Source organism: Pseudomonas sp. FFUP_PS_473 (genome assembly GCF_002858665.1).
Classification (GTDB): Bacteria; Pseudomonadota; Gammaproteobacteria; order Pseudomonadales; family Pseudomonadaceae; genus Aquipseudomonas; species Aquipseudomonas defluvii.
Genome location: NZ_PJQQ01000007.1, coordinates 29,487 through 42,393, shown reverse-complemented (window position 1 = coordinate 42,393; position 12,907 = coordinate 29,487). Strand labels below are relative to the sequence as shown.

The 12,907-nt window shown below is 59.6% G+C and carries 10 protein-coding genes; all 10 read right to left on the bottom strand.

Features of this window, described 5'->3' with window-relative positions; translation table 11 throughout:
• Positions 1 to 22: 22 nt before the first annotated feature.
• Positions 23 to 1,585, bottom strand: a complete 1,563-nt coding sequence (locus CYD26_RS06620) for a SpoVR family protein (RefSeq protein ID WP_065759038.1) — start codon at positions 1,583 to 1,585, stop codon at positions 23 to 25.
• Positions 1,582 to 2,853, bottom strand: coding sequence for a YeaH/YhbH family protein (locus CYD26_RS06615; protein ID WP_065759037.1), 1,272 nt, complete (start codon positions 2,851 to 2,853; stop codon positions 1,582 to 1,584). Before CYD26_RS06615 ends, CYD26_RS06620 begins: the two co-directional genes overlap by 4 nt.
• Positions 2,854 to 3,049: 196 nt before the next feature.
• Positions 3,050 to 4,972, bottom strand: a complete 1,923-nt coding sequence (locus CYD26_RS06610) for a PrkA family serine protein kinase (RefSeq protein WP_065759036.1) — start codon at positions 4,970 to 4,972, stop codon at positions 3,050 to 3,052.
• 282 nt (positions 4,973 to 5,254) lie between these two features.
• Complete coding sequence (gene glpE / locus CYD26_RS06605) at positions 5,255 to 5,584, bottom strand: thiosulfate sulfurtransferase GlpE (protein ID WP_065759035.1); 330 nt, start codon at positions 5,582 to 5,584, stop codon at positions 5,255 to 5,257.
• A 10-nt stretch (positions 5,585 to 5,594) separates the two neighbouring features.
• On the bottom strand, positions 5,595 to 6,470 hold the full coding sequence (locus tag CYD26_RS06600) for a symmetrical bis(5'-nucleosyl)-tetraphosphatase (protein WP_102052164.1): 876 nt from the start codon (positions 6,468 to 6,470) through the stop codon (positions 5,595 to 5,597).
• Complete coding sequence (gene apaG / locus CYD26_RS06595; protein WP_099775990.1) at positions 6,470 to 6,850, bottom strand: Co2+/Mg2+ efflux protein ApaG; 381 nt, start codon at positions 6,848 to 6,850, stop codon at positions 6,470 to 6,472. The genes CYD26_RS06600 and apaG overlap by 1 nt, the downstream gene beginning before the upstream one ends.
• 101 nt (positions 6,851 to 6,951) lie before the next feature.
• Positions 6,952 to 7,758: a 16S rRNA (adenine(1518)-N(6)/adenine(1519)-N(6))-dimethyltransferase RsmA gene (rsmA, locus tag CYD26_RS06590; RefSeq protein WP_099775988.1), complete on the bottom strand. Its 807-nt coding sequence runs from the start codon at positions 7,756 to 7,758 to the stop codon at positions 6,952 to 6,954.
• Positions 7,755 to 8,744, bottom strand: a complete 990-nt coding sequence (pdxA, locus tag CYD26_RS06585; protein WP_102052163.1) for a 4-hydroxythreonine-4-phosphate dehydrogenase PdxA — start codon at positions 8,742 to 8,744, stop codon at positions 7,755 to 7,757. The genes rsmA and pdxA overlap by 4 nt, the downstream gene beginning before the upstream one ends.
• Complete coding sequence (gene surA, locus CYD26_RS06580; RefSeq protein ID WP_065759030.1) at positions 8,741 to 10,057, bottom strand: peptidylprolyl isomerase SurA; 1,317 nt, start codon at positions 10,055 to 10,057, stop codon at positions 8,741 to 8,743. The genes pdxA and surA overlap by 4 nt, the downstream gene beginning before the upstream one ends.
• Entirely contained in the window at positions 10,038 to 12,815 is a 2,778-nt protein-coding gene (locus CYD26_RS06575) for an LPS-assembly protein LptD (protein ID WP_102052162.1), read from the bottom strand. The genes surA and CYD26_RS06575 overlap by 20 nt, the downstream gene beginning before the upstream one ends.
• Positions 12,816 to 12,907: the final 92 nt, after the last annotated feature.

Genomic DNA, 12,907 nt, shown 5'->3' with positions numbered 1-12,907 from the left:
GCAGCAACGGAGGCTGGCTTCGCTACAGGTGTACGACGGCCAGGTCGAGGCGACCGTAATCGCCGTCCGAGTGTTCGCCTTTGGGCGGCACATGGTGGGTTTTGACGATCTGGTCGCCCTGCAGGGTTTCCAGGTGGATATCGAAGCCCCAGAGACGGTGCAGGTGCTTGAGTACTTCTTCGGTGGAGTCCCCCAGAGGTTTTCGGTCGTGCTGCTGATGGCGCAGGGTCAGCGAGCGGTCGCCTCGCCGGTCAATGCTCCAGATCTGCACGTTGGGCTCGCGGTTGCCCAGGTTGTATTGGGCGGCCAGGGTTTCACGAATGGTCCGGTAGCCGGCTTCGTCGTGGATCGCAGGCACCAGCAGGTCGTCGCGTTGGTCATCGTCGAGGATGCTGAACAGCTTGAGGTCGCGGATGACCTTGGGCGACAGGTACTGCAGGATGAAGCTCTCGTCCTTGAAGCTGCTCATGGCGAACTTGATGGTCGAGAGCCAGTCGCCACCCGCGATGTCGGGGAACCAGCGACGGTCTTCTTCCGTGGGGTTTTCACACATGCGGCGAATATCGCGGTACATGGCAAAGCCCAGGGCATAAGGGTTGATGCCGCTGTAGTAGGGGCTGTCGAAACCTGGCTGGAACACCACGCTGGTGTGCGACTGGAGGAACTCCATCATGAAGCCGTCGGTCACCAGCCCTTCGTCGTACAGGTCGTTCATCAGGGTGTAGTGCCAGAAGGTTGCCCAGCCTTCGTTCATCACCTGGGTTTGCCGTTGTGGGTAGAAGTACTGGGCGATCTTGCGCACGATGCGCACCACTTCACGCTGCCAGGGCTCAAGCAGCGGTGCATGCTTCTCGATGAAATACAGGATGTTCTCCTGTGGCTCGGCGGGGAAGCGTGCGTTGTCTCTGTCGCTGTTCTTGTCGCTGTTCTTGGGTATGGTGCGCCACAGGTCGTTGATCTGTTTCTGCAGGTGTTCTTCACGGTCCTTTTGCCGACGCCGTTCTTCTTCGGCAGAGATCGGGTAGGGGCGTTTGTAACGGTCTACACCGTAGTTCATCAGGGCATGGCAGGAATCGAGCAGGTCCTCCACGGCATCAATGCCATGCCGCTCTTCGCACTGGGTGATGTACTGCTTGGCGAACACCAGGTAGTCGATGATCGAGCTGGCGTCAGTCCAGGTGCGGAACAGGTAGTTGCCCTTGAAAAAGCTGTTGTGGCCATAGCAGGCATGGGCCACCACCAGCGCCTGCATGCAGATGGTGTTTTCTTCCATCAAGTAGGCGATGCACGGGTCGGAGTTGATGACGATCTCGTACGCCAGGCCCATCTGGCCGCGGCTGTAGGACTTCTCGGTGCTGAGAAAGTGTTTGCCATACGACCAGTGGTGGTAGCCCAGCGGCATGCCGACCGAGGCATAGGCGTCCATCATCTGCTCGGCGGTGATCACCTCGATCTGGTTGGGGTAAGTGTCCAGGGCATAGCGCTCTGCCAGGCGGCCGATCTCACGGTCATAGGCCTGGATGAGTTCGAACGTCCATTCGGAGCCCGTGGAAATGGGTTGGCGCTTCTGTTCTCTGGCGGTCATGTCACTAACCTGCGCTGGAAGAGTTCACGGAAGACCGGATAGATATCACCGGCCGATACCAGTTGTTGCTGGGCGAATGTGTCGGGGAAGGACTCGCCGATGCGCTCATACTCGAACCACAGGGCCTGGTGCTCGCGTGGGGTAATCTCGACGTACGTGTAGTACTGCACGAAGGGCATGATCTGCTTGCTGAGGATCTCGCGGCAGATCGGCGAGTCATCATTCCAGTTGTCGCCGTCCGAGGCCTGGGCGGCGTAGATGTTCCACTCGTTGGCCGGATAACGTTCGGCCATGATCTCCTGCATCATTTTCAGGGCGCTGGAAACGATGGTGCCGCCCGTCTCCCGTGAATAGAAAAACTCTTCCTCGTCCACTTCGCGGGCACTGGTGTGGTGGCGGATGAACACGACTTCGATCTTGTCGTAGTTACGCTTGAGGAACAGGTACAGGAGGATGAAAAAGCGTTTGGCGATGTCCTTGGTTGCCTGGGTCATGGACCCGGAAACGTCCATCAGGCAGAACATCACGGCTTTTGAGCTTGGGTTGGGCTGTTTGACCAGCAAGTTGTACTTGAGGTCGAAGGTATCAAGGAAGGGGACGCGATGAATGCGCGCACTCAACCGCTCTATTTCCGCTTCTATGGCTTGAATGTCGCCGAAATTGTCAGGTTCTTCCTGTTTCAGTCGGGCAAGTTCTTCCTGAGCCTCGCGCAGTTTGGCGCGGCTGCTGCCAGACAGGGCAATACGCCGTGCATGGGCAGAACGCAATGTGCGAATGATGTTGATGCGTGACGGGTTGCCTTCGTTGCTGATACCGGCGCGTACTGTTTTGAAGGTGTCGGTACCGGCCAGGTGACGCTTGACCAGGTTGGGCAATTCGAGGTCCTCGAACATGAATTCGAGAAACTCTTCCTGGGTGATCTGGAAGACGAACTCGTCCATGCCTTCGCCGGAGTTACCGGCCTTGCCGCGTCCGCTGCCGCCACCGCCGCCTTGAGGGCGGGCGATATGTTCGCCAGCGGTAAACTCCTTGTTGCCGGGGTGGACGACGGTCTGCTTGCCGCCGCGGCCATGGTGCAGCACCGGCTCGTCAATATCGCGCCCGGGAATACTGATCTGCTCGCCGTGCTCCATATCGGTAATGGAGCGGCGGCTTACGGCCTCCTCGACGGCTTTCTTGATGTGGTCGCGGTAGCGCCGCAAGAAGCGCTGGCGGTTAACCGTGCTCTTGTTCTTGCCGTTCAGACGTCGGTCGATCACATAGCTCATGACTGCTCCTTATGAAGCCGTCTTGGAAAACCTTTGGCGGGTCAATCGGCCAGAACATCCGAAACGGACTGCTCGGGTGCGCACTGAGTGTGGCTGAACCACGCCGCCAGCTTTCCGACAACTTCCCTCAAGCCTGTGTAGCAGATATTGCTGACACAGGCTCTGGGCTAACGACAACCGGTGCTCCGGTTGCGGGTTATTGTGACTTTCTGACCCGCAGGTACCACTCGGAGAGCAGCCGGACTTGCTTGTCGGTGTAACCGCGTTCCACCATCCGTGTGACGAAGTCGTTGTGCTTTTGTTGATCCTCTTTGCTGGCTTTGGCGTTGAAGCTGATGACAGGCAGCAGGTCCTCGGTGTTGGAGAACATTTTCTTCTCGATGACCACACGCAGCTTCTCGTAGCTGAGCCAGGTCGGGTTCTTGCCGTTGTTGTTGGCCCGGGCGCGCAGCACGAAGTTCACGATCTCGTTGCGGAAATCCTTCGGATTGCTGATACCGGCCGGTTTTTCGATCTTCTCCAGCTCCTCGTTGAGGGCAATGCGGTTGAGGATCTCGCCGGTTTCCGGATCGCGGTACTCCTGGTCCTGAATCCAGAAGTCGGCGTAGAGCACGTAGCGGTCGAAGATGTTTTGACCGTACTCGCTGTAGGACTCCAGGTAAGCGGTCTGGATTTCCTTGCCGATGAACTCGATGTAGCGGGGCGCCAGGTACTCTTTCAGGTAGCGCAGGTAACGCTCGCGCACTTCAGCCGGGAACTGTTCCTGTTCGATCTGCTGCTCCAGCACATACAGCAGGTGTACCGGGTTGGCGGCGATTTCGTGTGGGTCGAAGTTGAAGACCTTGGACAAGATCTTGAAGGCAAAACGGGTTGAAAGGCCGTTCATGCCTTCATCGACCCCGGCCGCGTCGCGGTATTCCTGGATCGACTTGGCCTTTGGATCGGTGTCCTTGAGGTTTTCGCCGTCATAGACGCGCATCTTCGAGTAGATGTTGGAGTTCTCTGGCTCCTTGAGGCGCGACAATACGGTGAACTGGGCAAGCATCTTCAGGGTGTCGGGCGCGCAATGGGCCTTGGCCAGGGAGCTGTTGAACAGCAGTTTGTCGTAGATCTTGATCTCATCGCTGACGCGCAGGCAGTACGGCACCTTGACGATGTAGATCCGGTCGATGAACGCCTCGTTGTTCTTGTTGTTGCGGAAGCTGTGCCATTCCGATTCGTTGGAGTGGGCCAACAGGATCCCGGAGTAGGGGATCGCGCCCAGGCCTTCGGTACTGTTGTAGTTACCTTCCTGGGTTGCGGTAAGCAACGGGTGCAGGACCTTGATCGGCGCCTTGAACATCTCGACGAATTCCATCAGGCCCTGGTTGGCCCGGCACAATGCCCCCGAGTAGCTGTAGGCGTCAGCGTCGTTCTGTGGGTACTCCTCCAGCTTGCGGATATCGACTTTACCGACCAGTGCAGAGATGTCCTGGTTGTTCTCATCGCCTGGCTCGGTCTTGGCTACCGCGATCTGGTTGAGGATCGAGGGGTAGAGTTTGACCACCTTGAACTTGCTGATGTCGCCGCCGAACTCGGACAGGCGTTTGGTGGCCCATGGCGACATGATGGTATTCAGGTAGCGCCGTGGAATGCCGTACTCTTCCTCAAGGATGCTGCCGTCTTCCGCGGCATTGAACAGCCCCAGCGGGGACTCGAAAACGGGTGAGCCCTTGATGGCGTAGAAGGGCACTTTCTCCATCAACTGCTTCAGCTTTTCTGCCAGTGACGATTTACCGCCGCCGACCGGGCCGAGCAGGTAGAGAATCTGCTTCTTCTCTTCCAGGCCCTGAGCGGCGTGGCGGAAGTAGGAGACGATCTGGTCGATGCATTCTTCCATGCCGTGGAAGTCTTCAAAGGCCGGGTAGCGCCGTATGACCTTGTTGGAGAAAATCCGCGACAGCCTCGAGTTGTGCGAAGTGTCGATCAGCTCTGGTTCGCCAATAGCCATCAGCAGGCGTTCGGCCGCCGAAGCATAGGCACTGCGATCTTTCTTGCAGAGCTCTAGATACTCTTGCAGCGAAAGCTCTTCCTGACGGGTGGACTCGAAACGTTGTTGGAAGTGGCTAAAAATACTCATGACGTCACCTCGCTCGATACGTGGAGCCGACGCCGGATCAGTCAGCTGATGCTGGCAAACAACCGGATGCCCGATTGCTTCATACCCCCCAGAACACCTGTAAAATCGCTACCGATGACCCGCACGCCGGTGTACCGGCTCTCCCCTTTTTGGATGGCCTGAGCCTAAGAATAGTTCGGAATCGGGGAGGTCAAGGGTGGTTGCGTGATAAGTTCGCCACGACCGTTCGTCAGATCTGGCGCCAGCCCACAGGGGACGTGGGCTGGAGGACCGTGAAAAAAATTATTCGGCGTCGCCTTGAGCGGTTTGCTCGGGGTAGACGCTACGCCACAGTTCGAAACCGCCATCAAGGCTGTAGACGTCGGAAAAGCCCTGGCTGACCAGATAGGCCGCTGCGCTTTGGCTGGAGTTACCGTGGTAGCAAACCACCACCAGCGGGGCATCAAGGTCGGCATTGCGGATGAAGTCGGCAACCGACTGGTTATCCAGGTGGTGAGCGCCTGTGATGTGGCTGGCGGCGTAGGTCTGTGGATCGCGAATGTCGACCACGACCGCACCTTGCTCACGCAGCGCTTGGGCTTGCTCGGGAGGGATGCGTTTGAATTCGCTCATGGGGGTTCCTTCAGGAGTGATCAGCCATCTGAGAGGCTGCAGGCATTGAGGGTTGTGGGCGCAGGCTGCCTTCGCTGCTGCATTCGCACTCGAAGCGCTCACCGGTGTCGACGTTCATCAGGGTCATGGACCCGCCCCAGACACAGCCGGTGTCCAGTGCGTACAGGCCGGGTACGTCACACCGGCCTTCAAGCGCAGCCCAATGACCGAAGATGATCTTCAGGCCGTGGGTGCGTCGCTCCTTGTGACTGAACCAGGGCGCATAGCCAGGCGGGGCGGTATCGACCCCTTCCTTGCCCTTGAGGTCGAGCTTGCCGTCGCTGGTGCAGAAGCGCATGCGGGTGAAGTAGTTGGTGATAACCCGCAAGCGTGCCACCCCGTGGAGGCTCTTGTCCCACTTGTTCGGTTCATTGCCGTACATGCCGTCCAGATAGGGCTTCAGGCGTGTGTCATCACGCAGCACTTCCTCGACTTCCGCGGCCAGGCGCCGAGCCTTGTTCAGGCTCCACTGCGGCGGGATGCCGGCATGCACCAGGGCGATTTCGCGTTGCTCGTCGTAGTGCAGCAGCTTTTGCTGGCGTAGCCAGTCGAGCAGGTCTTTTGCGTCTGGGGCTTCGATGATCTCGCGCAGGGTGTCACTCTTTTTCAGGCGCTCGATATTGTGCCCGGCCGCCAGCAGGTGCAGGTCATGGTTGCCCAGTACGCACACCAGTGAGTCACGCATGCCATAGAGGAAGCGCAGTGTTTCCAGCGATTCCGGGCCGCGGTTGACCAGGTCACCGACCAGCCACAGCGTATCGACGGCAGGGTTGAACGCTACGCGCTTCAGCAGGCATTTGAGGGGTTGCAGGCAGCCTTGCAGGTCGCCGACGGCATAAACTGCCATCAGTGCAGAGCCCCAGGCACTGCAAGCCTGAATGGAGCGATGATCGCATCGAAGCGTTTTCCGTCTTCGGCAAACATCTGGTAGGTGCCTTGCATGGTGCCAACACGCGTGCTGATGACCGCACCGCTGCTGTAGGTATGGCTGGCTCCGGGCTCGATCAGCGGTTGCTGGCCAACCACGCCAGCACCGCGTACTTCTTCGACTTCGCCATCGCCGTTGGTGATCAGCCAATGCCGGGACATCAGCTTGGCGGGCAACTGGCCGTTGTTCTGCACCGTGATGGTGTAGGCGAAGGCATAACGGTCGTTGTCGGGTTGGGACTGCTCGGGAAGGAATCGGGTGACGACGCTGACGTCGATCTGGTAGCGAGGATCAGACATGCAAAGGGCCTTAAGCAAACGCGAATGCTGCAATTGCTTCAGTCTAGGCCAAAGGCGGGGCGGCCGGCCAGCCGTGAATGCACGGTTGACCGGCGGGAGGCTTATTCGGCGCCGCTCTGCTCGGCCAGTTTGTCGGCCAGGCGGACAAAGGCGGCGAGATCGAGTTGCTCCGGACGCAGGCTGCCATCGACATTGGCCGCCTCGATCGCCTCGCTGCTGAGCAGCGCCTTGAGGGTGTTGCGCAAGGTCTTGCGGCGCTGGTTGAAGGCTTCACGAACAATGCGCTCAAGCAGCCGGTGGTCTTTGGCTGGGTGCGGCAGGGTTTCGTGAGGCACCAGGCGGACGATGGCTGAATCAACCTTGGGAGGCGGGTTGAAGGCGCCAGGCCCGACGTTGAACAGGTGCTCGACCTTGCAATGGTACTGAACCATGATCGACAGACGTCCCCAGTCGCCGCCACCAGGCCCTGCGGCCAGGCGCTCGACCACTTCCTTCTGCAGCATGAAGTGCATGTCACGGATCAGCCCGGCGTTATCCAGCAGGTGGAAAATCAGCGGGGTGGAGATGTTGTACGGCAGGTTGCCGACGACACGCAGGCTGTGTGGGGCGGCCCCCAGGCTGGTGAAGTCGAACTTCAGGGCGTCGCCCTGGTGCAGGCGAAAGTTGTCACGGCCCGCGAACTGGTGGTTGAGGATCGGGATCAGGTCCTTGTCCAGTTCCACCACGTCCAGCTCTGCGCCACTGCCCAGCAGGCCTGCGGTCAGTGCACCCTGGCCGGGGCCGATTTCCAGCATGCGCTCGCCTGGGCGAGCGTGAATGGCACGCAGGATACGGTCGATAACGCCTGCGTCATGCAGGAAGTTCTGGCCGAAGCGCTTGCGCGCCCGGTGTTGGTATTGCTCACTCATAAACGGGTCTCGGCCATCTGATAGGCGGTTTCCAGGGCGACCTGCAGGCTGCCGGTGTCGATCTTGCCGGTTCCGGCAAGGTCCAGGGCGGTGCCATGATCAACCGAAGTGCGGATGATCGGCAGGCCCAGGGTCACGTTCACTGCAGCGCCAAACCCTTTGTACTTGAGTACGGGCAGGCCTTGGTCGTGGTACATCGCCAGCACTGCATCGCAGTGCTCCAGATATTTGGGGGTAAACAGGGTATCGGCGGGCAGTGGGCCGCGCAGGTCCATGCCTTCGCTGCGCAGGCGCGCCAATGTCGGTTCGATAATGTCGATTTCTTCGCGGCCCAGATGGCCGCCTTCACCGGCATGCGGGTTGAGGCCGCAGACCAGGATGCGCGGGTTGGCGATGCCAAACTTGTTCACCAGGTCGGCATGCAGGATACGCGTGACGCGCTCCAGCCGCTCCTCGGTGATGGCGTCGGCCACGTCGCGCAAGGGCAGGTGAGTGGTCACCAGCGCAACACGCAGGCCGCGTGTCGCCAGCATCATTACCACCTGCTGGGTGTGGGTGAGGTCAGCAAGAAACTCGGTGTGGCCGGAGAAGGCGATACCGCTCTCGTTGATCACGCCTTTGTGCACCGGCGCGGTGATCATGCCCGCGAAATGGCCATCCAGGCAGCCTTGGCCCGCACGGGTGAGGGTTTCCAGCACGAAGGCGGCGTTGGCTTTATTCAGTTGCCCAGGCACCACAGCGGTTTGCAGCGGTGTATCCCAGACATACAGGCTGCCTGCGTCGGCAGGTGTATCCGGGAAGGCATCGGCAGACACGGGCAGCAGTGTGACGGCCACGCCCAACTGCGCGGCCCGCTCGGCGAGCAGGTCACGGTTGGTAATGGCGATCAGAGGGTAAGGCTGGGCGTGTGCAGCGAGCAGCAGGCACAGGTCTGGACCTATGCCGGCCGGCTCGCCGGGTGTCAGGGCGAAACGTTGGCGTTTCACTGGGCGGCCTGGGCCGCGCCGGGGAGCTTGATTTCAACGTAGGCTTCGTCACGAATCTGACGCAGCCAGGTCTGCAGCTCCTCGTCGTACTTGCGGTTGCGCAGTACGGTCAACGCTTGTTGTTCGCGGGCTTGAGTCGTGCTGTCGGTGGCGCGGCGACCCAGCACTTCAAGTACGTGCCAGCCGTATTGGGTCTTGAAGGGCTTGGACACTACACCTTGCTGGCTGCTTGCCATGACTTCGCGGAACTCCGGCACCAGCGCGTTCGGGTCGATCCAGTTCAGGTCGCCACCATTGAGCGCCGAGCCTGGGTCTTCCGAGAAGCTCTTGGCCAGTTCAGCGAAGTCTTCCCCGGCCTTGATCCGGTCGTAGAGCTTTTCCACCAACTGCTTGGTTGCGGCTTCGCTGCGGATCTCGCTTGGCTTGATCAGGATGTGACGAACATGGACTTCGTCACGAACCTGGGTTTGGCCACCACGCTTGTCCAGCAGCTTGAGGATGATGAAGCCCCCTGGCGTACGCACTGGCTCGGTAACATCACCGACCGACAGGGAACTCAGCAGGCGGTCGAACGGTGGCGGCAGTTGAGCGGCTTTGCGCCAGCCCATCTCACCACCTTCCAGTGCCGTTTCGCTGGCGGAGCGGGCGATAGCCAGTTGGCCGAAGTCGGCACCCTGCTTGAGCTGCTGGTACACCTCGCCGGCTTGCTTGGCAGCAGCCTGGATTGCAGCCGAGTTGGCGCTTTCCGGGGTCGGGATCAGGATGTTCGCCAGGCGGAACTCTTCAGAAAGCTGCATCTTGCCCAGGTCCGAGGCGAGGAAGTTCTTCACTTCCTGCTCCGACACTTGAATGCGCTCGGCTACACGGCGTTGACGCACACGGCTGATGATCATCTCGCGGCGAACCTGCTCGCGGGCGTCCTCATAGGAGAGGCCGTCGCGGGCCAGGGCTGCGCGGAACTGATCGATGCTCATGCCATTGCGCTGGGCAATGGTGCCAATGGCCTGGTTCAGCTCTTCATCGGTGATGCGGATGCCGGAACGGTCACCGATCTGCAATTGCAGGTTCTCGACGATCAGGCGTTCCAGTACCTGCGGCTCCAGGGCGCTGGCTGGCGGAACGCCAGAACCGCGCTTGGCGATGGTTTGCTGCACCTCGTGCACACGTTGGTCCAGCTGGCTTTGCATGACCACATCGTTATCGACGATGGCCACCACGCGGTCCAGTTCCTGTACCGCGGCATGCACTGCGGAACTCAGCAATACAGCGCCCAGCATCAGCGGGCGCAGACAATCAATAAGCTTGGTCTTCACGTGTACGATAACCTTGAATGCCTTCGTCGAGGAACGTCTCGACCTTGTTGCCCACTACGCCACCGAGACCTTTGAGTACGATCTGCAGGAAGATGCCGTGGTCGCCTTTTTCGTTGCTTGGTGCGTCCTGGCTGAACTCGTCGTAGTCGATCCAGTAGCGGTTGATCAGACGCAGTTTCCAGCAGCAGTTGTCGTACTCGAAACCACCGAAGGCTTCCAGGGTACGGTTGCGGTTGTAGTCATGCTGCCAGCGAGCGATGGCATTCCACTGCGGAACGACCGGCCAGATGACAGAGAAGTCATGCTGCTGGATCTTGTAGTAGTCCTTGACGTAGTTCGCGTCACCCGGCTGGCCATAGTCGCCACCACCCACTTGCCATTTACCAGTGGTCTGGTCATAGCGGACGGCATCGTTACGGTAGCGATAGCCGAGGTTGACCACTTTGTTGACGTTGTCTTCAGGCTGGTAGTGGAACATCGCACTGCCCGAACGGGTGCTGCGGCTGTCCGGATCCCAGTTGAAGTCGGAGTTCAGGCGCCAGTCGCGGTTGAAGCGGTACTGGTATTCCAGGGCGTAGGGCGAAACGTTCGCTTGGGCATCTTCGCGATCACGCCAGTCAATGCGCGGCAACTGGACTTTGCGGTCCTTGAAGTACAGGGCCTGGCCAATGCTGAAGCGTTGCCGCTCGAAACCGTTCTCTTCAATCCAGCGGTTGGTCACGCCAAGCGACAGTTTGTTCTCGTCGCCGATGCGGTCGGAGCCAGTGAAACGGTTCTCACGGAAGAGTGAGGAGTAGCTGAAGGTGCTTTCGCTGGTGTCAAAGACTGGGATATCAGTCTGGTCTTTGTAAGGCACATACAGGTAGAACAGTCGCGGTTCCAGGGTCTGGCGGTAGTTCTTGCCGAACCATTGGGTATTGCGGTCGAAGTACAGGCCGCTGTCCACGCTGAAGACAGGGACATCACGGTTTTGCGAGCTTTTGAAGGTCTCGCCATCGGCCAGTGTGTCTTTCCCGCGCTGATCCAGGTCCAGGTTGTAGTCGGTGTAGACGTAGGTCAGCGATGGTTTCAGGAAGCCATAACCGGTTTCCAGCGGCAGGCTGATTCGTGGTGCCAGGTTGATTCGGTCACCATTGGCACGTGCCAGGCCCGAAACGCGAGTGTCATACCACGGGTCGGAATTTCCATTTTCATCAATGAAGTTGCCGGTGCGCAGGTCGCGCTCAAAACGTGCAAACTCGGTCTTGTAGGAAAGGTCCAGCCCGCCTGGATGGTACGGCAGCTTCCCGTTGAAGGTGATTTGCGGCAACCGGTCGTACGGCGTGATCCGGGTGATCGTCGCCAGCTCGTAGGCCTGCACGTTCAACCGCGCCGTGTAGTCCTCGGCACGGTAGGTGAGCGCGCCCTGCTGGTTCACGTAGTCGCGGCTTTCAACGCCAATCTGGTCGGTTTCCAGATCCTGGAAGTAGTACGGATCGCTGATGTCGGTGTAGTCGACTTCAGTCATCAGGCGCGAGTCAAGGCCGCCTTTGTGCTGCCAGTTGATCATCCAGCGCTGGTCCTTGTAGTCGGACTGCAGCTTGCGTTCGTCTTCCTTATCGTTCAACCAGGCGCCGCCGAATTGGCCCTCGCTGGACTCGGTCAGGTAGCGGAACTCGCCTTCCATCAACAGGCCGCGCTTGGCCATGTAGCGCGGGTACAACGTGGCATCGTAGTTCGGCGCCAGGTTGAAGTAGTACGGGGTGACCAGCGTGAAGCCGCTGTCGCTGCTGGTGCTGAACGACGGTGGCAGGAAGCCGGATTGGCGACGGTCGTCGATCGGGAAGTAGATGTACGGTGTATAGAACACCGGGAAATCCTTGACCCGCAGGGTGACGTTGGTCGCGGTGCCGAAACCGGTGGCCGGGTTCAGGGTGATGTTGTTGCCCTTGAGCTGCCAGGCGTTGCTGTTCGGCTCACAGGTGGTGTAGGTACCGTCTTTCAGCCGGATGATGGCGTTTTCGGCGCGCTTGGCATACAGGGCGTTACCGCGGATGTGTGACTTGTGCATCACGTATTCGGCGTTGTCGACCTTGGCTTCGCCAGTGTCGAGCTGAATATCGGCGTGATCGCCAACCACCAGCGAGCCGTTGTCGCGAATCTTCACGTTGCCTTTGAGCTCACCACGGTTTTCAGCCTGGTACAGGTTGGCTTCATCGGCCTCGACCTGCATGCTGCCCTGGCGCATCACTACGTCACCGGCGAGCTGAGCGATCTGCTGCTCCTGCTGATAGCGCGAAACCTTGGCACCAATGAAGGTCGGTGCTTCATCTTTCGGGGTGCTGTCGTTCATGCCGGGGCGGGTTGGCTCGACATAGGCGCCACCACAGTACGGGCCGGTCTCGGCCAGTTGTGCAGGGGTCAGCTTGTCACGGGGTACCCAGTCAAGATGGCTGTAATCGGCGCTACGCGATTTCAGTACACGGCCTTTGCTTTCAGTGACGAGCATCGGGCCTTTGCCCGGCTCTTCAGCCGCTTCGGCAGCGGGTGCCGAGGTTTCGTCGGTCGAGCTGACGGCGGCGCCTGGGTGCACAGGACGTGGAGGCAAGTTGGCAGTAGTGGTCTTGGGCTTGCAGTCCCAACCGCCGGCAGCAGACACTTGACAGTCGAACTGTTCTGCGGCGACCACGTACGACGTCGCCAGAGGTTGCATGGCCAGCAAGCCGCCGGTAACCAGCAACGGGAATTTTTTACGAAACGCGGGGGATTTCAATGCCATCTTATTAGTCCGGGCTTCCTGCGTGCCATCTGCCCGCGTGTGGGGCCGCACGCCTCTCGATGGTCTGAAAAAGATGCTGGATAATAAAGCAT

Bases quoted from the DNA above. Each gene is read 5' to 3' on its own strand.
- CYD26_RS06620 (WP_065759038.1), bottom strand. From the start codon at position 1,585: ATGACCGCCAGAGAACAGAAGCGCCAACCCATTTCCACGGGCTCCGAA.
- CYD26_RS06615 (WP_065759037.1), bottom strand. From the start codon at position 2,853: ATGAGCTATGTGATCGACCGACGTCTGAACGGCAAGAACAAGAGCACG.
- CYD26_RS06610 (WP_065759036.1), bottom strand. From the start codon at position 4,972: ATGAGTATTTTTAGCCACTTCCAACAACGTTTCGAGTCCACCCGTCAG.
- glpE (WP_065759035.1), bottom strand. From the start codon at position 5,584: ATGAGCGAATTCAAACGCATCCCTCCCGAGCAAGCCCAAGCGCTGCGT.
- CYD26_RS06600 (WP_102052164.1), bottom strand. From the start codon at position 6,470: ATGGCAGTTTATGCCGTCGGCGACCTGCAAGGCTGCCTGCAACCCCTC.
- apaG (WP_099775990.1), bottom strand. From the start codon at position 6,850: ATGTCTGATCCTCGCTACCAGATCGACGTCAGCGTCGTCACCCGATTC.
- rsmA (WP_099775988.1), bottom strand. From the start codon at position 7,758: ATGAGTGAGCAATACCAACACCGGGCGCGCAAGCGCTTCGGCCAGAAC.
- CYD26_RS06575 (WP_102052162.1), bottom strand. From the start codon at position 12,815: ATGGCATTGAAATCCCCCGCGTTTCGTAAAAAATTCCCGTTGCTGGTT.